A 20,568-nucleotide genomic window follows, 5' to 3' on the forward strand; every position below is an offset into this window, starting at 1 on the left:
GGATGGCGCAGGAGGAGCTTGCCCACAGCGCCGGGCTCAGCCCGCGCTATGTCTCGCTGCTCGAGGCCGGCAAGCACCGCCCCAGCCTGCTGACCATGGCCAGGCTGGCCGCCCGGCTGGAAACGCCGCTCTGGCAACTGATCCGAGAGGCGGAGGCGGAGCGCGACGGTCCCGCCGCCTAACCGGGGGGTGCTGACGCGCGACGCGGCATCGGCGCCCAGGAGCGGCAACCTCCAGGGGAGAGGGGGGCGGATCGTTCGGCGCCGGTGTGGAGCCTCGGGCTGCTCCTGAACGGCGAGCAGGGACAGACCGGGAAACGGACCGCCAGCATGCGGCTGATGATGCCCCGGCACCGATTGGATCCCGCTTCCGCCCCGAGGCCCGCGCAATGCCCGCCGACCCCGACCCGGGACGCGGCGTCGCGCATCCCCGACGCGTTTCATGCTCATCTCCCCGGAAAGACGTTCGGGACTTGGTCGGCTTTCGGCGGCTTTCCGTTTTGGCAGTGCTCCTTGAACAAAGATCTTCTGGACGGGGGCAGATGGTCGGGGTTTCTTTAGTTTTTTTATTAAAGTCCCCGACGGGACGCTGACGGGAGGCCTTTGCGAGCCTGGGAAAGGCATTGGATCCGTCCAGGCCGGACGATCCCGCGGAACAGGCATCGGTCGCGTCCCTGACCCCGCGCCTCCTGCGCGAGGCCCGTCACGGCGGCAGCCGGGCATCGCGCAGCAGGTCCCGCAACTGGTCCAGCCGGTCGCGGGCCAGCATGGCGCCACGGGCCAGGGCGGCGCCAGGCGTGTCGCCAAGGCCCTCGGCCGCCAGGAACAGCAGATCGAGGATCTCGGCCAGGACCGCCGCCTGATCCCGCGCCTCGGCCAGCAGCGCCGGGAGACCCGGCTCACGGCTCATGGCACGCCTCCGGGTCCGGGCCGGGCCGCTCCAGGCCCTCAGCGCCGTATGTAACGACGCGCTCGGCGCAGAGCCGGTCGGCGAGGTGCCGCAGCCAGTGATATTCCGCGGCCAGGAGCTGGCGGGCGCGGCGCAGCGCCGTGCGCAGGCGCCGGTCGGCGCGGGTCCGCACCGCCGGATCGGTCATCAGCATCCGCGCCGGATCGGCAAAGCGGACCAGGCTGTGGCCGCTGAGGCCATAGGTCAGTTCGAGCCGCAGGGCGATCTCGGTGGCGCGGGCCAGATCGCTGTCGGCGCCCTGTCCGGCACCGATGCAGCCGCTGCCCAGCACCAGTTCCTCGGCCGCCCGGCCCGCCAGCAGGCAGGTCAGCTGATCGGTCAGGTCGCGCCGGGTCAGCAGCGGGGCCCGGTGTCCCAACGCGACATGGCCGCCCGCCATGCCGACGCGGATCTCCTGGACGCGCCCCCGCGCGAGCCGCGTGGCGGCGATGGCATGGCCGGCCTCATGGAGGGCGAAGCGGCGGATGATGGCCGGCTCCTCCCGGGCCAGTCCCAGGGCCCGGGCGACATCGCCGCCGGTCAGCGCATGGCCGGCATCCCGTGCCTGGCTGCGGGCTTCGCGCACCGCACCGTCGAGGGCGGCGGCGCTCTGGCCGATGGCGCGCCGGGCCAGGCTGTCGATGGCCTTGGCCGACAGCGCGCCGTCAAGACGCCGGGTCAGGATCCGGGCAATGGCGGCAGGACCGGGCGGCGGCACCGCGACGATCCGGTCGATGCGGCCGGGACGGCGAATGGCCGGGTCGAGCGCCTCCACGTCGTTGCAGGCGGCGAGGACGACCAGGCCGGGCGTGCGGCCGGCGCTGTCCAGCAGTTCGAGAAGGGCGTTGATCACCTGGCGGCGATAGGTCCGCGCGTGGCTGTCGTCGCTGCCCCGGTCGCCGGCGCCGTCGATCTCGTCCAGGAACAGCACCGCCGGGGCGGCCGCCTGGGCCTGGGCGAAGCTGGCGCGCATGGCGCGCAGCATGTCTCCCAGATGGCCGGCGGCCTGCCAGGCGGCGAGGCTGCCTTCGATCAGCGGCAGGCCGGCGGAGGCGGCGATGGCGCGGGCCAGCCAGGTCTTGCCGCTGCCGGGCGGACCCACGAACAGGAGCGACCGGGTCATGTCGGACCATTCGATGCGCCCGGCCTGCCAAGCGGCGAGATCGGCTGTCAGGCGGCGGGCGGCCGCCCCCGCCGCGCCATGATCCGCTATGTCGTCCAGGGTCGGACCGCTGGATCGGTTGGATTGGTTGGACCGGGCGATGCGATGCAGTTCGGTGATCTGCCGCTCGCGGATACGGTGGCGCAGGGCGAAGCGCAGCTGGTCGGGCGTGAGCGCCCGCAGGGCGGCGTCGCCCGGCAGGCGGTCGCGCAATCCGGCGGCGTCGCCGCCGCGCAGGCTCAGGGCGGCGGCCACCAGCCATCCGTCCACCGGGCCGAGACGCAGGGGCGGGGGCAGGATGGCGGCGATCTCGCCGGGCAGGGCTATGCCCGCCTCCACCAGCAGGACATGCGGGGCGGTCGTCGCGCTGATCGCCGCCATGGCGGGGGCGAGGGCATCCTCGGGACGTCCTGCCGCGCGGGCGTCCCCGGCGGCGCGCAGGGCGATGATCCGCACCGGCGGGCGCCCGCTGCCCCGCGCCAGCAGGGCTGCGAGCAGCGAGGCTGCGTCATCGATCATCCCGCCCGGCGGGCAGTCCAGCACCGTGACCGCCCCGACCGCCGCCAGCGCGGCGATGGCCTCAGCGTTCGGAAGGGCGCGACACAGTCCGGCAAGCGCGATGGCGCACAAGAGATCGTCGGCCAGCGACGCGGCGGGGCGTGGGCGCTGTTCCCATTCCGGCAATTCCTCGATCTGGTCCTCGACCTCGTCGAGGCGGCCCTCAATGAGGGCGCCAAAGACCGCCTCCGACATCTCAGGCGCGTCAGGGGGCGGAGAGGGGGCCGCGTCCAGACAGGCCGCGACGCTCAGGTAATGGGGGAGCCAAGGGGGCATGGCGGACGTGACAGGCATGGGCAGCTCCTTCGGGAATAGCGCGGGATAGGATATGGAAGGGGAGGCTCGCGCCCCCTTGGGGTGGCGGCCCGCCCGGGCGAAGGGCGGCTCAGCAGGCCGCCCGGTCGTCGCCTCCGCCATCCTGGCTGCCATCGCCCCCGCCATCGCCAGTTCGGCCGTCCTGGACATCGGCACCGGCGTTGGGCGCCGTGCTACCCTTGGCGGTGGCCGCCGCGATGCGGTCAAGGCGGCGCTCCAGCTCCGCCCGCAACCATGGCCGGTAGACCTCGCTGACCACAGTAAGGATGCCCCGGTAGTCTTCCGGCGGCACCACCGCCTCGGGATGCTGCCGGCGCAGCTGGGCGTGCAGCCGCTTCTCGACGGCGCAGGCGATGTGTCCCGTAGGCATCGCCACGCGGCGCAGCAGCGTTACCTGCGCGGTCTTCGGCAGCCCCAACTGATGCTTCTTGCGCTTCAGCGGATTGGCGCTGTAGCCGAGCTTCAAGAGGTCCAAGCCGTCGTGACGGATGGCCAGCAGGTAGAGGAAGCTGGGCTTGGCGGTCCAGCTCTCCCCACAGCCTGCGCAGTCGCACTGGCCCCAAGCGAGGTTGGCCCGGGCGATCCGCTGGGGATGCCCACAGGCATCATGGATATACAGGTGATAGTTGGCATTGCCGTGCGGGTCCGGGCCGATCCGGGTCCAGCCATGGCGGGCGGCGATCTGCCGTTCCTGTTCGGCAAAGCAGGTTTGGCAGCGCAGGCCGGTCTCGCCACGGGCGACGCGGTCGATGATCTCGAACTGCCGCCGCAGGACATGCCCGCAGGTGGCGCGGAAAAGGCCGTATTGTGGGTGATCGGGATCGGGGCCGAGATAGGCGAGGCCCGCCGCCGTCGCGCGGGTCGCACGCGCCGCCTCCAGGCAGGTGCGGCAGAGCGGTTGGCTGTTCATCAGCACGAAGAGTCTGGTCACGCTGACACCGCCGCAGCACCGGCAGCGCAGGGCCAGATGAAGACGGTCCGTGACCCGGGCCAGGAGATCGAACCCTTTCTGCTCGGCCGCGGCGATCCAGTGGGCATGCAGGGGACCCGGATGGCGGATCAGATCGGCGGGAAGCGGCACCTGGGCCGCGCAGGATTGTAGGGCAATCATGGGAATGCTCCTGAAAAACAGGGTTGTTGTGCCGGGCGTCGGGCGGGCGTCACCGCGCCCTCTGCGGCCGCCGCGGGCCGGGACGGGACGCGGCGATGCGCCGCCGGACGAGGCGCGGACAGCGCACCGGTCACGGCATGGATAAGGATCAGGGAAGGACGAGCGTCAGGCCGCAACCGGCACTGAACCGTCGTCAGGCCCATCGGCTGCGACTTCAAGGGGATCAACAAGCGCGGACAGCGAGGCCAGGTCGGCCACCTGCAACCGCGCCGCTGTCAGCATCTGGGTGACACGCCGCGCCACCAAGCCGGTGCCGAGGCAGGAGAAGAGATCTGCATGACGATCAAGGCAGGCCGCGAGGCGCAGGAACTCCGACGACGACTCCGTTTCGATCAGCGCGAAGAGGAGCAGCGCCATGCGCTTCAGCGGCAGGTCCTCGGGCCGCACGGCGGCAGAGACCCGGATGTGGTCGATGGAGGAGAGCACCGCGCTCCGGGCCCCTTCCGCATCGCGATGCCAGTCTAGGAACGCCGGATCCCAGGACGCCGCATCCTCGATGTCGCGCTCAGCCTCGATATAGCCGCTGACCGACCCGATCAGGCGCGAGAAGGTTCGCGAGATCTCGGTATGGGTGAAATGCGCAGGGGGTGTCGTCACGCCACACGGCGTGGTAGATGCTGGCTTAGCCATGATTGATCTCCTGAGGATCAGTGGTGGTTAGGGCGGGGCAGGAGGGTAGGATCTCTTGCTTCCGCCCGATCAATATGGCACTTTGGTATCTTAGTGTCAATATCAATTTGGATTAATGTTCATGGCTCCCCCAAAAAAGGATACGGAGGCAATTAACCTCCGGCTGTCACAAGAACTGATCAAGGCGATCGATGATCGGCGACGCGCTGAACCTGATTTGCCCACACGGCCTGAAATGATACGCAGAGCCTTGGTCCAGTGGCTTGCTATGACGGATAGCTAAGGTCTGGTCGATCATCAGCATTGCGGCGAAGTTGTTCGGCTGTTGACCTCTCCAAGAGCTATTATGCTTCATAATCCCGATTATTAGTCCAGGAGGTATAGCCGGGGGCACATTCCATTCTGGAATGCATCACTCGATAGTTTCCTGAAGCTATTCAGGAGGATGAGATGAGGCGCCCTTTCACCAACCTGACGCTGGACGAACGCCGCGTGATAGCGCGTTTGTTGCAGGCCAAGGTGCCGAAGACGAAGATTGCGCAGATGCTCGGCCGCAGTCGCTCGACCATCACCCGCGAAGTCAAGCGCAACTGGTGGCATGACAAGGATGTCCCGCAGGCTGATGGCTACTGGCATGTGACGGCTCAGTCCCAGGCCGACCGCAGGCGTTCCCGCCGGCGCAAGCTTGAGCGTCTTCCGGACTTACGCGCCGAAGTGATCCGCTGTCTGCACGAAGGCTGGTCTCCGGAACAGATTGCAGGCCGGCTCAGGATTGAACGCGGCGCCCCGCACCGGCTCTGTCATGAGACGATCTACCAGTATGTCTATTCGGCCGAAGGCCAGTCAGCGCAATTGGCGCGCCTCCTGCCCGAGCGGCGCCGAAAGCGGAAGCCGCGCTATGCCCGCTCACCCCGCAACCGGGTTTTCCCCGCGGAAACAAGCATTCACAACCGGCCGCCCGAGATCAACGACCGGAGCCAGTTCGGGAATTGGGAGGGTGATTTGATGATCTTTGAGCGGGCTCAGGGCGAGGCCAATGTGGCGACGCTGGTCGAACGCAAGACCCGCTACACCGTTCTGCTGCGCAACAATGACCGGAAGTCTCGGCCCCTCATGAACCGTCTGATTCATGAGATGTCACCCCTGCCCGCCGAGGCGCGGCGCTCGATCACCTTTGACCGCGGCCTGGAGTTCGTGGCCTGGCGCGAGTTGGAAACCGGCATGGGCACGAAGGCGTGGTTCTGCGATCCGCAGGCGCCTTGGCAAAAAGGCTCGGTCGAGAACATGAACAGGCGGCTCCGTCGCTACCTTCCCCGAGACACCGCTGTGTTGCAGCTGACGCCCCGTTCGATGAGAATGATGTGTCAGCGCCTGAACGCCACGCCCCGGAAGTGCCTGGGCTACCGGACACCCATCGAAGCGTTTCGAGACGAACTGATACGACTGGAGGCACCATGACAAACCCTGCCCCGCAGGACTGGTGCATTCAGAATGGAGCCTGCACCGCAAAGTTAAAATGTCTCACCTCTGCAATTCAGGAATGTCACACTCCCGACTACACCACCCTGTGCCGACGGCAGAAAACGCTGGCCGTCCAGATCCCGTATCGCCGCGCCGAAGGGCCGCTGAACCTGCTGGTGGACAGCACCGGCATCAAGTTCCTCGGCGACGGCGAATGGCAGGCCCGCAAGCACGGTGTTCAGGGTCGGCGCCAGTGGCGCAAGGTCCATCTGGCCATGGACACCGCAACGTCTGACATCCGGGCGGTGGAGTTCACCTCCAGCAGCGACGGCGACAGTCCCGTCTTGCCGGACCTGCTGGACCAGATCCCCGAGGGCGAAGACATCGGCACGGTGACCGCCGACGGCGCCTACGACACGCGCCGCTGCCACACCGCCGTCATCGACCGCGAGGCCACGGCGATCATACCGATCCGCAAGAACGGCCGGCCTTGGAAAGAGGACTGCCCGGCCGCGATCGCCCGAAACGAAACTCTGCGCGCCACTCGCTACTACGGCCGGGCGTTCTGGAAACGCTGGACCGGATACCATGTCCGAAGCCGCATCGAGGCAAAGATGCGGTGCCTCAAGACCTTCGGTGAGCGCATCGCCGCAAGAGACCCGGACCGCCAGACCGCCGAAATCCAGATCCGCATCGCCCTCATGAACCGCTTCTCGGCCCTCGGAGCGGCTGAAATCGTTCGCGTCGGCTGATGCCGTGGGGGAAAGGGGCTATCATGCCTCAGGCGTGAGTTACGCAACAACGCCGGGTTCCGCTGTCGCGCATGGTGCTGGCGACCTTTCCCGTGGCCCCGGTCGAGGCCGCGATCATCGCCGAAAGCCGCGGCCTGCCGGTCGCGCCGGTGATCCTGGCCCAGTCCCTGCGCATCGCCGCAATCGTCGTGCTTGTCCCGATGCTGCTTTACGCGATCGATGGTTTTTCCCGCCCGAACGGGACCGGCGCGGCGGGCGCGGCTTTCGACGATCCCCTGCTGCTGGCGCTGCCGCTGATCGGCCTTGCGGGCGGGCTGCTGTTCCGCAGGCTGGGTTGGGCGAACCCCTGGTTCCTGGGACCACTGAGCCTTGCGGCGGCGCTGACGGCGGCGGGGGCGGGCCTGCCGCACTATCCCCCTGTCGTCCTGGCGGGCGCGCAACTGATCCTGGGCGCCTGGCTGGGATCGACCTTCCAGGCCAAACTGCTGCACGCCGCGCGGCGGGAACTAGCGGTGTCCATGCTGGGCACGCTGGGCCTTCTGGTGCTGACCTGCGGATCGGCTGCGGCGTTGGCGCCCTTCACGCCGCTGGACTGGCGCCTGCTGGTGCTGGGCATCGCCCCCGGCGGCGTGACCGAGATGGGGCTGACCGCGCAGGTTCTGCACCAGAATGTATCGGTCGTCACCGCTGCCCATCTGGTCCGGATCTTCCTGCTGATGCCCTTGGCACGCCCCCTGCTCAGCTGGAGCCAACGCTTCGACTAGCCCCGAGGGCGCTTGCGTCAACCGCGCGGCCAGACCTGCCCGTCCATCAGCTTGCGGGCGGTGCGCAAAGTCCCTGCAGCGGTAACGCAGCCCTTTTCGTCCTGTTCGATCAGCACTTCGGCCGCCCCGGTCGGGTGTTCGATGCGGAAACGACCATCGTTTGGCAGCACGGCCAGCTCGGCGGCGGGCGTGCCGGGCAGGGTGCAGGCGGTGGCGACGCTGACAGCAGCAAAGACCCCGATTGAGGCGTGGCAGCGATGTGGAATGAAGCTTCGGGTGTTGATGGTTCCACCCGCCACAGGGGCCGAGACGAGCGTCATCTTGGGCACGGATTTCTGCGCCACGTCGCCCAAGTTCATCAGCGGCCCGGACTTCAGCCGGATGGCCTCGATCCGCGCCTTCAGGACGCTCTCCGCGTCGAGGGCCTCGCGGCTTTCCTGGCCTGTCAGGCCGAAGTCGCTTGCCCGCATGATCACGCAAGGCATTCCGTTGTCGATAAGTGTGCAGGCCACGCCCTCGATCATGTCCACCGCCTCGCCCGAGGGCAGCAGTGCGCCGCACATCGAGCCTGCGATGTTCTGGAACATCAGCGGCACGGGGGCTGCGGTGCCCGGCACGCCGTCGATTTGCGCATCGCCCGCATAGTTGACGCGCCCGCCCGGTGTCTGGACGCGCGCCAAGGCCACCTCGCCGGTGTTCAGCATATGAATGCGGACGGGAGTTTCGCCATCCTCTGCCGGGACAAGTCCGCGCTCAATGGCGGCAGGGCCGACGCCCGCCAGGATATTGCCGCAGCCCTGCGCATCCGACACGAGGGCCTGATCGACGAAGACCTGAAGGAACAGATAGTCCACATCCGCATCAGCACGAGAGGATGGCGACAGGATTGCCACTTTTGAGGTCAGGGGATCTCCGCCGCCAATTCCGTCGATCTGGCGCGGATCAGGGCTGCCCATGACCCGCAGCAGCAGGGTGTCACGCGCGCCCGCATCGGCGGGCAGGTCGGAGGCCAGGAAATAGGCCCCTTTAGAGGTTCCACCCCGCATCCACAGGCAGGGAATGCCGTCGCTCATGATCACTCCTTCGGGGTATAAGGCGCAAACAGATCGGCGCCGGGCCAATCGCGCGTGGTGACGATGGGGGCGTCCGGGCCGCGGGTCCAGTTCTCGGCCTCGGTGTAGTCGGTGCCCGCCTTCAAGGCCGCCGTTGCCGGATAGGGCCAAACCGGGCGGGACATCGCCGGCAAGGGTGCGACACCAAGATCCGTCATCGGCATCCCGCCACCTCGCCGCCCGCCACCAGCCGGCTGACCGAAACTGGAGGTCTCGGCGGTGCTGGCGGTCCGAATGGCGTCCGGGGCCTCGCCCCGTTCGACCCAGGCCATGATCGGCGTCAGCAGATCCAGGTTCGACGGCCCTTCGCCGCCGCTGCAATGGCTGACGCCGGGCAGCAGATACAGGCGTTCGAACCCGGCCAGTGTTTCGGCCCCCAGGCTGTCCAGCATCGCACCGTGCAGAGCCACGGTGTTTGCCGGGGCGATATGCGGATCGGCCAGACCGTGCCACAGGATCAGCTTGCCGCCCGACGCCTCGAACGCCGAGAGATCCGGACTGGTCGCATCGAACAGCGGATGGCGCGCGCGCAGATCGTCCAGCGTCGCCGTGGTGAACTCCAGATCGTTGACCGTCATCTCGGGCCGGGCGGGCTGAAAAGCCAGGTAACGCAGCACCGGATCCACGATGATCGCGCTGAAAGGCATCTGGTCGTGGCTGTCGGGAACGAAAACGCCCTGCCAGTTCAGTTCGGAGCCGGGCAGTTGCTGGCCGGGCGTCAGGGCCGCGCCGGTTCCCGTGTCGCGCGGACCATCATAGACGGCGGCCACGACGGCGGCTTCGTCTGCGGTCAGGCATTCGGCGGACTGCCCGTCCTTGCAGACCAGCGTTGACGGGTCGAAGCCGCAGGCTGCAGGCTGCGAGATCAGCCCGTCCTCGACGCCGTCGCCTGTGTCGCAAGCAGCGACAACCGCGCGGTGCAGCAGGGGCAGCTTGTCCGACAGCAGGATCGGCTTGCCGTCGGCGCCGGTGTTCGACCGCGCCAGCCACCCGTGATGCAGGGTGTTCTGGACTTGGAACAGCATGGCCGGGGCACCGGCAACGATGCCGTCGAAATCCTCGGGAAAGCGCATGGCCTCCATGATGCCTTCGCGTCCGCCGTCGGAGCAGCCGTTGAAATAGCTGTACCGGGCATCCTGTCCGTAAAAGGCGCGGATCAGGGCCTTGGTGGCCTCGGCGGTAATATGCTGCGCGCGATAGGCGAAGTCGGCGCGCTGCTGGTCGTCTAGTCCCCATTCGCCGCCCTGACCCGAATGGCCCATGTCGGTCGCGGCCATGACGAAGCCGCCATCGTTCAGGATCTGACAGCCGGCCGATGCGCCCGAGCGCAAGGTTATTTGCCCGCACAAGCCGCCGCAGCCGACCTGCAGGTAGCGCTGTGTCCAGGTTTCCATCGGCAGCAGCACCTGGAAACTCACCTGCGGCGCAAGCGTGCCGGTGACGGAACAGACGGGGATGCCGTCGCTGGTGGTCTCGACGGCTTCGGTCACGGTGCTGCCCTCGCCGCCGATGGGGGCCAGGTCGGTCCGGGCCAGGTCCGCGCAGGCCATGACCGGGGCAACCGGGGCCAGGTCGGCGGGGGCGGCACCAGCGGCCAGCGGCACAAGCAGCACCACCCCGGCCAGGGCCACGCGACGAAGCAGGTCAAACATATTTCAGCCCCTTCTCCTCCAGCCGCCCGCGCATGTCATAGATGTCGAGGCCCAGTTCGCCCGCAGCCAGCCGCTGGCGCTTGGCTTCCTCGGCATCCATGCGCTTGCGGGCGGCGGCCAGCACCGTGTCGGCATCGGCGCGGCGCACTACGCAGACGCCGTCGTCATCGGCCACGATCACGTCGCCTGCTTCGACCAGCTGGCCCGCGCAGACGACCGGCACGTTGACCGAGCCTAGCGTTTCCTTGACCGTGCCCTGGGCGGAAACGGCCTTGGACCAGACGGGAAAGCCCATGGCGGTCAGGTCGCGCACATCGCGCACGCCCGCGTCGATCACCAGCCCCCGGCAGCCCCGCGCCATGGCCGAGGTCGCCAGCAGGTCTCCGAAATAGCCGTTGTCGCAAGGCGAGGTCGGCGCCAGCACCAGGATGTCGCCGTCTTGCAGCTGCTCGATGGCGACATGGACCATCCAGTTGTCGCCCGGCGGGGCGCTGATGGTGACGGCGCTGCCCGCGATTCGGGCGCCGGGATAGATCGGCCGCATGGAGGACGCCAGGCAGCCGATGCGGCCTTGGGCCTCGTGGACGGTGGCGACCCCCGCATCGGCCAGACCCCAGATGGTGTCGGCACTTGCGCGTGTGGTATTTTGGACGACTTTCGCCATGGCTCCTGCCTGCTTCTTCCTGGAAAGTTTATCCCCGCCCGGCACCGCCGGACAGGGCCGATGGTTCAGTGCTGGCGCCGTTGCCGCCGCTTCAGAGCACCCAAGATGCCAAGCCCGCCAAGCGCCAACGGAAGGCTGGCCGGGACCGGAACCGGCGCGATGTCCACCGAGGCAAGGCTGTCCGCCAGCCAGCTATAGGCTTCCTGCACGTCATAGTTTCCGGCGTGGCCCGTCAGCCAGGCCAGTTCGAAGTTCACGTCCCGGACGGAAGGGTCATTGTCGACAGCATGGAACAGCGCGAGGTTCACCGCAAAGGCCGTGTCGCGGTCGATCATGCCGTGGCGCAGGTACCAGAATGGCGCGGTATCGGCATCGGTGTTCAGGAAGGCGAAGGGATCGATCAGGCGCAGCTGGTCGTCGATCACCGACTGGTCCGATGCGATGAACTGCGCCCAGGTCAGCCCGGTATCGTCGATGCCCGACCCGTCGCCCAGAACCGTGTTGTTGTTCCAGCCAAATTCCGTGAAGTTGGCGTAAAGCTGGTCGGGCGTGCCGAACAGCGTGTTCTCGCCCAGGACGCCGGTGTTGCCGGTGTTGGCCGTGGCGTCGAAAGCCGGCACGACCTTCAGCGCGGTCGCCCCCGCGACGAAGCTGACGAAGTTGTCGTGATCGACGACGACCTGCCCGTTCTCGACCGACAGCCAGTCGTTCACGATCTGGATCTGCGAGCCGCGCACCGTCAGGGTGAAGCTTTCGCCCAGGGCCGGGATCGTGCCGCCGCTGTCCAGGTGTTCCTGCGTTTCGCGCCGGATCTCGGCGACAAGGGCCTCGTCCATCGTGTCGGCGGTCAGGGGCGTCCCGTCGGGCAGGGTCAGCCCCAGGCTTGCCAGATAGGCCGGGTATTCCGAAGCCAACTGGTCGGATGCGGCCTGGGCCTCGGGCGACAGGGTGCCGCCGCTGGTGTTGGCCGGTGTGCGCACGCCGTTGTATTGCCATTCATAGGCCAGGTCGGCATGGCCCAGGTCGGTGATCGGGACATAGGCGATGGTGGCGAAGACATCGTCGGTCAGGGTCGAATTGCCCGCCGCGTCGATGCCCGCCGCGCCGATCTCGGCCAGGTAGGGCAGGTATTCGGCGCTGTTGCCGCTGGCCGCGACAGCCGCCGACAGGCCCCCGCCGCCCGAGGTGCCGGTGATGACGATGCGGTCGGACGATCCCGGAATGACGTCGTTGTTCAGCTTCAGATACCGGATCGCCGCCTTGGCATCGACCACGACCGAGGGCGCCTTGCCGACATAGCTGCCGTCGTCGGCGATGGCGCCGCGACTGCGGGTGCCGACCGAGGCGATCACATAGCCTTCCGACAGCGCCTTGCCGATGGCGTCGGTGTCGCTGGTGGCGGAATAGCTGGCGCCGTCCACCACCCGTTCTTGCACCGGGCTTGAGAACCAGCCGCTGTTGCTGACCTGCATGATGACGGCGGCGTCATCGTCGCCCACGGCCGCCTCGGGCACATAGACGATCATCTTCTGCATGGCCAAGGGGTCATCAAGCGCCTGCGGCGGGGCGCTGCCCGTCTGGCGCGCGGCGACCTCGACCGGGTTGCCTGCATAGACCACCTCATAGCGGCGGACCTGCGTCGCCACCCCGTCGATGGAGATGCTGAGCGTCGTATAGGCGGCAGGGTCGAATTGCAGCGCCTCGTCATAGACCCCCTGGGCGGCCCCGGCGGCTCCCGAAAGCGTCAGCGCCGTGGTTGCCAGCAATGCCGCAGCGGCAGTGCGGGTCACGATCCGTCCTCGTGCAGACATGTCTTCCTCCTCTTGGTTGCGGCCTTCTGGCCGGACATCGACGTCTTTCACGTCGAATCGGGTGCGGCGGCTGCCCTCCCCGGCAGCCGCCCTTGTGTTTGTCAGCCCTTTTTCACGGGCGGAGTGCCGTGGGTGTGGAAGGTCTCGATGGTCTTCAGGCCCCAGGCCTGGCCCTTCCTGCGGTCGGCCTCAGTCCAGACGACGGGCTGCCAGTCGGGCGCCAGGATCAGCCGGGCGCCGGAATTGGCCAGCTCCACCCGGTTGCCCGCGGGCTCCCAGACATAGAGGAAGAACGTCCCCTGGATCGCGTGCTTGTGCGGCCCGGTCTCGATATGGACGCCGTTCTGCAGGAAGATGTCGGCGGCGCGCAGGATGTCCTCGCGCTGGTCGGTGGCGTAGGTGACGTGGTGCAGGCGCCCCATACCGCCGCCATGCTCCTCGGTGCAGGCGAGGTCATAGGTCTTGTTGTTCACGGTGAACCAGCAGCCGCCGATGCGGCCGTTGTCCAGCTGGATGTATTCCGTGACCCGGCTGCCCAGGCAGGTTTCCATGAAGCGGCGGAACTCGGTCACGTCCTCGGACAGCAGGTTCAGGTGGTCCAGCCTGCGCGGCGCGGCGCCCTTGAAGGCGCTGGCGGTGTTCTTCAGCGCGGCGCGTTCGGCGTCCTGCTGGGGCTTGTACCAGACCGTGTCGTAATAGATTTTGAAGACATGGCCGAATGGATCCTCGAAGCGGAAGGCGCGGCCGTGGCTCTGGTCGCCCTCGATCCAGCCGTGGACGTTGTAGCCCGAGGCCTCGATGGCCGCGACCCGGCGTTCCAGCGCCTCGGGGGATGCCGCGCGATAGGCGATGTGGCCCACACCCGTCCGGTCCGCCCGCGTCAGCTTCAGGGACGCATGTTCATAGTCGTCCCACGCCCGCAGATAGGCGCTGTCCTCGTCCTGTCCCGACAGCGTCAGGCCATAGACGCGGGTGAAGAAGTCGAGGCTTTCCTCGAAGCGGTCGGTCAGCATCTCGACATGGGCGAGATGGGCGATGTCGAAGCAATGTTCCATCAGAGTTCATCCACGGTGCGCGGGAAGACCGACTGGAAGCCTTCCGCATATGTCGCCTTGCGCCCGCCGGACTGCCCGCCCGAGTTGCGCATGAAGTGGTTGGCGCGGTTCTCGGCCACGCGGGTGTAGTACTCCCACAGGTGTTCCTGGCCTTCCATGCATTCGATGGCGGCGCGCTTCTTGTCCCAGACGGGGGTGATGTCCAGGAAGGTGTCGGGCTTCCAGCCCATCTGCTCGGTCTGGTGAGGTTCGAACAGGTAGAGCTGCGGCGCACCCAAGACCTTTTCACTGGGGTTGTGGCCCCAGGCCTGGGCGATCATGCGGCATTCCAGCGCCACCTGGGTCGCATACATGTGGTCGGTGTTGTAAGGGTCGTACTGACTGTGGCTCAGCATAAAGGCGGGCTGCACCTTGCGGATCACGTCCACCAGCCGGAACTTGTCGTCCTGCGTCAGTTGCAGGGGATAGTCGCCCAGGTCGAACTCGATCAGGTCATGGACGCCAAGCGCCTGCGCCGCCTTCTCCGACTCCTTGCGGCGGGCGGACTTCACGCCCTCCAGCGTCATGCCGGGTTCCTTCCACAGCTTGGCGCTTTCGCCGCGCTCGCCGAAGGACAGGCAGACAACGGTCACGTCATAACCCTTCTGGGCGTGCAGCGCGATGGCGCCCCCGCAGCGCCAGACGAAGTCGGCGGCATGGGCCGAGATGACAAGGGCGGTCTTTGTGTCGGACATGGTCCCCTCCTGTGCGTTGGCACAAATCTGATCGGCGGGCGCCCGGCTGGCAAATCCGAAGCATGACGAAAACCATAAATTTCTGCTATTGCGGAAACGGCAGATTGAGGCGCTACGGCTTTTTTCTATAGCAGCAGCTTATGAAGTCATGCTTGCTTCGAATTAGCTCTGTCCTGACGCCTGGCTTATTCCTCGTTCAGGCCAGGGGCCAGATTCGCCCCTGCAATCTGGGAGGAGTCTATGAAAAATCTGCTGACCTCTGCGGCACTGATCGCATCGCTGCTGGCCCCGGCCGCCATGGCCGAGGAGCTGAAATTCGCCAATTTCATGGCGCCGACGCACCCCTATGTGACCGGCGCCTTCGAGCCCTTCGCCAAGGCCGTGGCCGACAAGACCGGCGGCGAGCTGACGGTCAAGCTTTATAATGGCGGCGAGCTGGGCGCAGGTCCGGTGGAACAGTATTCCCGCGTCGTCGATGGCGTGGCGGAACTGGCCGTGTCGCTGCCGGGCTATACCGCCTCGCAATTCCCGCTGACACTGACGGCGGAACTGCCGGGCATCCTGGAAGAAGCCACGGGCACCGAGACGCTGTGGTCGAACCTCGACGCGTTGTCCAACGATTATCGCCGGGTCAAGCTGGTGGGCCTGTGGTCCAGTGCCGAGAACATCCTGTTCACGGCCTCGAAGCCCGTGCGCACGCTGGACGACATCAAGGGCATGAAAATCCGCGTGCCGTCCCGCAACACCGGGTTGCTGGTGGAAGCCTGGGGCGCCACCCCCGTGTCCATGCCCGTGTCCGAGATCTACAACGCCCTGCAGACCGGCGTGATCGACGGGGCCATGATCGACGGCACCGCCGTCAACGCCTTCAAGCTGGCCGAGGTCGCGAACTACATCACCATGGGTATGGAGACGACCAACTCTCCCTTCTTCGTGGTTATGAACCGCGATGCCTATGAGGGCCTCTCCGCCGAACAGCAGGCCGCCATCGACGAGGCCGGCAAGCAGCTGTCGCTGGACGGCCAGAAGGTTCAGCTGACGGTCGCCGAAAAGGGCATCGCCGATTTCAAGGCCACCGCGGGCAAGGAGGTCATCGTCCTGGACGAAGCCGCGGCTGCGCCCTTCAACGAGGCCGCTGACGCCGTGACCGCCCAGGCCATTGCCGAGACCGAGGGCGGCCAGGCCATCATCGACGCGCTGGCGGCAAAATGAACGCCCCCGGATCCCTGCCCGGCCTGGCATGGCTTGACCGGGCCACCGCCTGGCTGGCCGTGCTGGCCGCCGTCGCGCTGATCTTCCTGGTGGTGGTGATCTCGGCCGGGGTGGTGCTGCGCTATGTCTTCGGCGCGCCCATCCTGGGCCTCAACGAGATCACGCAGATGACCGCCGTGGTGCTGGTCATGGCCGCCCTGCCCTATTGCACCGAGAGGGGCGGCCATGTCGGCGTCGATGTCTTCGACAAGGCCATCGGCCGCTGGGGGCGGCTGGCGGGCGACCTGGGCTCGCGCCTGCTGTCGGGCCTGGTGCTGTCCATCCTGGTCTGGCGCGCGGCTCTGAAGGCGCTCGACGCGTGGGAGTTCGGCGACACCACCAACATGCTGGCCCTGCCGATCTGGCCCTTCTACGGCGTGCTGGCCATCGGCATCGCGCTGACCGTGCTGGTCTTGGCCGCGCAATTCATCGCCATCCTGCGCAAAGGGGCGAAATGATGGAACCGACAACCGTCGGCATCGCCGGCATCGTCCTGCTGTTTGCCTTGATGATCTTCCGCACGCCCGTGGCCTTCGCCATGCTGCTGTCGGGCTTCTTCGGCATGTGGGCGCTGGAGGGGATGCGCACGGCGGGCGCGCTGATCCTGACCGAAAGCTATGCCGCCGTGGCCAGCGAGACGCTGATCGTCGTGCCGATGTTCGTCCTGCTGGGCAACATCGCATCCGTCGCAGGCTTCTCACGCGGGCTTTACGACGCGGCCTTCGCCTGGGTCGGCCATTACCGGGGCGGGCTCGCCTCGGCTTCGGTCCTGGGCTGCGCGGCATTTTCCGCCGTGTCGGGATCGTCAGTCGCCACCGCCGTCACCATCGGCAAGGTGGCCCTGCCGGAAATGAAGCGCCTCGGCTATGCCGACGGGCTGGCGACTGGATCGGTCGCGGCGGGGGGCACGCTGGGTTTCCTGATCCCGCCGTCTACGGGCTTTGTTCTTTACGCCATCCTGACGGAACAATCCATCGGACGCCTGTTCATGGCGGGCGTACTGCCGGGGCTGATGCTGACGGTGCTGTTCATCGTCACCGTCTGGCTGGTCGCCCTGCGCAACCCGTCGCTGGCACCTGCCGGGCCGAACGTCGCCCTGGGCCAGCGTTTCCGCAGCCTGGGCCAGGCCGGGCCGCTGCTGGCGGTGATGATCCTGACCATCGGCGGCATCTATGTCGGCGCCTTCACCCCGGTCGAGGCATCGGGCATCGGCGCGGCCCTGGTGATCGGGCTGGCGCTCGCAGCCGGCAAACTGTCGCGGGCGGGCTTTCGCATCGCGGTCATGGACACGCTCAAGACCTCGGCCATGCTTTACACCATCGTGATCGGCGCGAACGTCCTGAACCCGTTCTTTGCCGTCACCCAGATCCCCGCCCTGCTGGGCCAGGGGCTGGAGGGTCTTGGCCTGGGCGCCTATGGCACGCTGTTCGTGATCATCGGGGCATATGTCGTCATGGGAATGTTCATGGACGGGCTGTCGATGCTGGTGATCTCGATCCCGATCGTGTTCCCGGTGATCACGCAGCTTGGCTTCGACCCGATCTGGTTCGGCGTCGTCGCGGTGATCGTGATCGAGATGGGGATGATCACGCCCCCTGTCGGACTCAACGTCTTTGTGGTACGCGGCGTGGCGCAGGACGTGCCGTTGACCACAGTGTTCCGCGGTGTCATGCCGTTCCTGTTCGCGATGATCGTGGGCCTGATCCTGATCATCCTTGTTCCGCAAATCGCGCTGCTGATCCCCAACACGATGTTCGGCTGAGGAAAGACCCATGAGTGATAACCTTCTGCGGATCGCCTTTGTCGGCTTCGGCGAGGCTGCCGAGGCCTTTGCAAAAGGCTGGAGCAGGGCCGTGACGACGGGCCTGCGCGCCTTTGACGAAAAGATCGACGATCCGCAGGCCATGTCACTGCCCTTGTCGCGATCCGAGGCAACGGGCGTCAGCCTTTCTCTTGACAGGGCGACGGCACTTGAGGGTGCGGATGCGGTCTTCTGCCTGGTGACGGCGGACCGTGCCGTCCTGGCCGCCGAAGAAGCGGCCCCCTATCTGGCCCCGGATGCGCTCTGGCTCGATGGCAACAGCTGCTCGCCCGGCGCCAAGCGCCGCGCGGCCGCGGTCATCGAGGCGGCCGGTGGACGCTATGTCGATGTGGCGATCATGGCGCCGGTCTATCCCAGGATGCACCGCACGCCCCTGCTGATCGCCGGTCCCCATGCCGACGACGCACTGGCAGTCCTGTCCGCCCTCGGGATGGATGCGCAAGTATCGGGCGGCACGGTGGGCGACGCATCGGCCATCAAGATGGTCCGATCCGTGATGATCAAGGGGACCGAGGCGCTGTTCGCAGAATGCCTGCTGGCCGCCCGCCGCGCGGGGATCGAGGATCGGGTCCTGGGTTCGCTCCAGGCCTCGAACCCGCAAATCGACTGGCCGCGCCAGGCCGCCTATAACCTGGAACGCATGATGGTCCACGGCCGCCGCCGCGCCGCCGAGATGCGCGAAGTCGCGGCCACCCTGACCGAACTTGACCTTCCCAACGGTTTGGCCAGTGCCACCGCCGACTGGCAGCAATGGATTGGCGAGCTGGAGTTGCCCGCAGGCGAGGACAGCTTCGCCCCCCGCGCCGATGCAATCCTGAGCGGGCTCCGGCCCTAGAGCCGGGACGCGGTTCGGCGCAGAAGGTCCAGGAAATCCTTCTGCGCCCGCGTCGGCTCCCAACCGGCGCGGGTGGTAATGCCGATCGGGCGGCTGGCATTGGGCAGGCGCACCGGCAGGATCGCCAGGACGCCCGCCTCAACCTCGGCCTGCATCTTCGACAGGCCGCCCAAGTAATCGCTCTGCCGCAGGATTTCGCGCATCATGATGACAGAGGATGTCTCGATAACGTTGGTTGGCGCCCGTTCGTGGAAGCAGGCATCCAACACGCCCCGAAGCGGCGTCGATCGCCGGGGCACCACCCAAGGGTAGGCAGCCAGATCGGTGAACCCCGGGCGGCCCTTGCCGGAAAGGGGATGGCCCGGACGTGCGACGACGACCACCTCGTCATCGAACAGGCGCTCCTGATCGATATCCTCGATCGGGCTCGGCAGGCGCAGGGCACCCAGCATCATGTCGATTTCGCCCCGGCGCAAGCCCAGCAGCAGTTCGTCGTAACGCCCATCGATGATATGGAAAGGAAAGCTAGGACGGAGATTGCGAAACCCCAGGATGGCCGAGGGCAGCCATCCGGACCGCGACAAGGGCAGCGCGCCGATAACGATGCGGCCGACCTCGCGCCCGTTGAGCGTCGCCAGGTCGGACTCGGCCTGGTCCAGTTCCGCCATCGCTAATCGTGCGGCCTGTGCCAGTTGAAGCGCCGCCCGCGTCGAGATCAGGCCATGCGCCGTGCGTTGAAAGAAGGTCGTGCCGGCTGCCTTTTCCAGCGTGGTGGTCGAGCGATGAACCGTGGGCTGCGCCAGCCCCACCCGGTGGGCGGCCATGGTGAAGTTCTCGGTTTCGGTCACGGCAATCAGCGCGACAAGCTGCGGCCAGGTCGCTTGTATGCGGACAGCACGATCCATATCCGACATTGCCGCATCCAGCATTCTCAGCGCCCGTTCGGCTCGATGATGCAAGAGTTCGCCGGCTTCGGTCAAAAACAGTCCCTGGGGGCGCCGCAGGAAAAGCGGGTGCCCTGTCTCTTGCGCCAGCTTGACCATGGCCTGGGTGACGGCAGGCTGCGAGACATGGTTGGCCTCAGCCGCCTGTGTCACGGAATTGCTGCGCCCGAGGGCGAGGAACATCCGGAGATGGCGGATACTGGCTGGCATGTGTCCTTCCCTGCTTACGGGAAGGTTACGGCTGCCTCCGCCTGCAGACAAGCAGCGGGAAATTGACGGGCCATAGGGAGACGATATGCAGAACGCCCAGCATGAACCGCGGACCATTGGATTGATCGATGACCTTGGGTTGGAAAGCAACGTCAATGGAGGTCGTGATCAGGAAGCCGCAGCCAGGTTTCCGTGACATGCGGCGGGCCGATTTCGCTTTGTCTGCGTTGTGCAGAAATTGCGGTGCAGGAGCGGTTTGGAAATACCATCGGCTGATAATCTGATGCTTTGGGCATGGGATGGAGGTTGGACGTGGGCATTCCCGTTTCAGACAATCTTGCCGGGGTTCATTCGTGCGTCAGGATCGACCGCGGCAATGAGTGCGGTCATCAGGTGTCGTTCGATCGGGCTGCGAAGGTGGTCCGCCAGCCCAACCTTTGCCTGCCCCAGGCCATGCTCGGCGGAAAAGCTTCCGCCTACGCTGACAACAAGGTCATAGATCGCCTGGGACAACATGGCCTCCGTGCCTGCGAAATCCGCATCTGGCGGGGGCGACAGATTGAGATGGACATTTCCGTCGCCCAGGTGGCCGAAGGGATTGACGCGGACACCCGGCAGGATCTTCGACAGCATTGGTTCTGTCAGGGCTACAAAATCGGCGAGCCGCGCCACCGGCACGGCGACGTCATGCTTGATCTGCGGTCCCTCGCGCCGTTG

At 66.8% G+C, this 20,568-nt stretch carries 20 protein-coding genes and 1 pseudogene; 9 read left to right on the forward strand and 12 right to left on the reverse strand.

Translation table 11 applies throughout. The features are described 5' to 3' along the window. A partial coding sequence (locus tag ACTJI6_RS21050; protein WP_440803389.1) for a helix-turn-helix domain-containing protein occupies positions 1-182 on the forward strand: 182 nt, incomplete at its 5' end. 520 nt (positions 183-702) lie between these two features. Here ACTJI6_RS21050 and ACTJI6_RS21055 read toward each other — a convergent pair. The 4 genes from ACTJI6_RS21055 to ACTJI6_RS21070 form a co-directional block, all read right to left on the reverse strand. Beyond that, positions 703-909: a hypothetical protein gene (locus ACTJI6_RS21055; RefSeq protein WP_440803391.1), complete on the reverse strand. Its 207-nt coding sequence runs from the start codon at positions 907-909 to the stop codon at positions 703-705. Next, positions 899-2,962, reverse strand: coding sequence for an AAA family ATPase (locus ACTJI6_RS21060; protein WP_440803393.1), 2,064 nt, complete (start codon positions 2,960-2,962; stop codon positions 899-901). Before ACTJI6_RS21060 ends, ACTJI6_RS21055 begins: the two co-directional genes overlap by 11 nt. Before the next feature lie 91 nt (positions 2,963-3,053). Next, positions 3,054-4,094, reverse strand: a complete 1,041-nt coding sequence (locus tag ACTJI6_RS21065) for a hypothetical protein (RefSeq protein WP_440803395.1) — start codon at positions 4,092-4,094, stop codon at positions 3,054-3,056. A gap of 165 nt (positions 4,095-4,259) precedes the next feature. Beyond that, positions 4,260-4,784: a hypothetical protein gene (locus ACTJI6_RS21070; RefSeq protein ID WP_440803398.1), complete on the reverse strand. Its 525-nt coding sequence runs from the start codon at positions 4,782-4,784 to the stop codon at positions 4,260-4,262. Between the two features lie 121 nt (positions 4,785-4,905). Here ACTJI6_RS21070 and ACTJI6_RS21075 point away from each other — a divergent pair, with 121 nt between their 5' ends. The 4 genes and pseudogenes from ACTJI6_RS21075 to ACTJI6_RS21090 all read left to right on the forward strand — a co-directional run bounded on the left by ACTJI6_RS21075 (position 4,906) and on the right by ACTJI6_RS21090 (position 7,761). Then, positions 4,906-5,067 (forward strand): ribbon-helix-helix protein, CopG family, encoded by a 162-nt coding sequence (locus ACTJI6_RS21075; RefSeq protein ID WP_126156340.1) that lies wholly within the window; start codon positions 4,906-4,908, stop codon positions 5,065-5,067. A 167-nt stretch (positions 5,068-5,234) separates the two neighbouring features. After that, positions 5,235-6,242 carry an IS30 family transposase gene (locus tag ACTJI6_RS21080; RefSeq protein WP_440803399.1) on the forward strand — a complete coding sequence of 336 codons (1,008 nt, stop codon included), beginning with the start codon at positions 5,235-5,237 and terminating at the stop codon, positions 6,240-6,242. A gap of 92 nt (positions 6,243-6,334) precedes the next feature. After that, positions 6,335-6,997: pseudogene (locus tag ACTJI6_RS21085) on the forward strand (IS5 family transposase); the annotation flags it as partial. Between the two features lie 62 nt (positions 6,998-7,059). Continuing rightward, a complete protein-coding gene (locus tag ACTJI6_RS21090) occupies positions 7,060-7,761 on the forward strand; it encodes an AbrB family transcriptional regulator (protein WP_440803424.1) in 702 nt (233 codons plus the stop codon). Positions 7,762-7,778: 17 nt separating this feature from the next. On the opposite strand, the gene ACTJI6_RS21095 is transcribed toward ACTJI6_RS21090, so the two are convergent. The 6 genes from ACTJI6_RS21095 to ACTJI6_RS21120 form a co-directional block, all read right to left on the reverse strand. Continuing rightward, on the reverse strand, positions 7,779-8,834 hold the full coding sequence (locus tag ACTJI6_RS21095; RefSeq protein ID WP_440803402.1) for a 4-oxalomesaconate tautomerase: 1,056 nt from the start codon (positions 8,832-8,834) through the stop codon (positions 7,779-7,781). Positions 8,835-8,836: 2 nt separating this feature from the next. Next, a complete protein-coding gene (locus ACTJI6_RS21100) occupies positions 8,837-10,525 on the reverse strand; it encodes a tannase/feruloyl esterase family alpha/beta hydrolase (RefSeq protein ID WP_440803404.1) in 1,689 nt (562 codons plus the stop codon). Next, positions 10,518-11,189: a 4-carboxy-4-hydroxy-2-oxoadipate aldolase/oxaloacetate decarboxylase gene (locus ACTJI6_RS21105; protein ID WP_440803406.1), complete on the reverse strand. Its 672-nt coding sequence runs from the start codon at positions 11,187-11,189 to the stop codon at positions 10,518-10,520. The genes ACTJI6_RS21100 and ACTJI6_RS21105 overlap by 8 nt, the downstream gene beginning before the upstream one ends. 65 nt (positions 11,190-11,254) lie before the next feature. Beyond that, positions 11,255-12,979, reverse strand: a complete 1,725-nt coding sequence (locus ACTJI6_RS21110; RefSeq protein WP_440803408.1) for a subtype B tannase — start codon at positions 12,977-12,979, stop codon at positions 11,255-11,257. 122 nt (positions 12,980-13,101) lie between these two features. After that, positions 13,102-14,055: a VOC family protein gene (locus tag ACTJI6_RS21115; RefSeq protein WP_440803410.1), complete on the reverse strand. Its 954-nt coding sequence runs from the start codon at positions 14,053-14,055 to the stop codon at positions 13,102-13,104. Next, positions 14,055-14,789, reverse strand: coding sequence for a PIG-L deacetylase family protein (locus ACTJI6_RS21120; protein ID WP_440803412.1), 735 nt, complete (start codon positions 14,787-14,789; stop codon positions 14,055-14,057). Before ACTJI6_RS21120 ends, ACTJI6_RS21115 begins: the two co-directional genes overlap by 1 nt. Positions 14,790-15,029: 240 nt before the next feature. Between ACTJI6_RS21120 and ACTJI6_RS21125 the strand changes: the two genes are divergently transcribed. Genes ACTJI6_RS21125 through ACTJI6_RS21140 form a run of 4 tightly spaced genes read left to right on the forward strand, consistent with a single transcriptional unit; the run spans position 15,030 to position 18,697 of the window. Continuing rightward, positions 15,030-16,001, forward strand: coding sequence for a TRAP transporter substrate-binding protein (locus ACTJI6_RS21125; protein ID WP_440803414.1), 972 nt, complete (start codon positions 15,030-15,032; stop codon positions 15,999-16,001). Next, complete coding sequence (locus tag ACTJI6_RS21130; RefSeq protein WP_440803416.1) at positions 15,998-16,498, forward strand: TRAP transporter small permease; 501 nt, start codon at positions 15,998-16,000, stop codon at positions 16,496-16,498. The genes ACTJI6_RS21125 and ACTJI6_RS21130 overlap by 4 nt, the downstream gene beginning before the upstream one ends. Then, complete coding sequence (locus ACTJI6_RS21135; protein WP_440803418.1) at positions 16,498-17,802, forward strand: TRAP transporter large permease; 1,305 nt, start codon at positions 16,498-16,500, stop codon at positions 17,800-17,802. The genes ACTJI6_RS21130 and ACTJI6_RS21135 overlap by 1 nt, the downstream gene beginning before the upstream one ends. A gap of 10 nt (positions 17,803-17,812) precedes the next feature. Continuing rightward, positions 17,813-18,697 carry a DUF1932 domain-containing protein gene (locus tag ACTJI6_RS21140; protein WP_440803420.1) on the forward strand — a complete coding sequence of 295 codons (885 nt, stop codon included), beginning with the start codon at positions 17,813-17,815 and terminating at the stop codon, positions 18,695-18,697. Here ACTJI6_RS21140 and ACTJI6_RS21145 read toward each other — a convergent pair. Both ACTJI6_RS21145 and ACTJI6_RS21150 read right to left on the reverse strand, forming a co-directional pair. After that, complete coding sequence (locus tag ACTJI6_RS21145; RefSeq protein ID WP_440803422.1) at positions 18,694-20,007, reverse strand: LysR family transcriptional regulator; 1,314 nt, start codon at positions 20,005-20,007, stop codon at positions 18,694-18,696. The two genes, ACTJI6_RS21140 and ACTJI6_RS21145, sit on opposite strands and share 4 nt — an antisense overlap. Positions 20,008-20,178: 171 nt before the next feature. Further along, positions 20,179-20,529: an FAD-binding oxidoreductase gene (locus ACTJI6_RS21150; RefSeq protein WP_440803426.1), complete on the reverse strand. Its 351-nt coding sequence runs from the start codon at positions 20,527-20,529 to the stop codon at positions 20,179-20,181. Between the last annotated feature and the right edge of the window lie 39 nt (positions 20,530-20,568).

This window comes from Paracoccus sp. 22332 (genome assembly GCF_052045125.1).
GTDB classification, from domain to species: Bacteria; Pseudomonadota; Alphaproteobacteria; order Rhodobacterales; family Rhodobacteraceae; genus Paracoccus; species Paracoccus haematequi_A.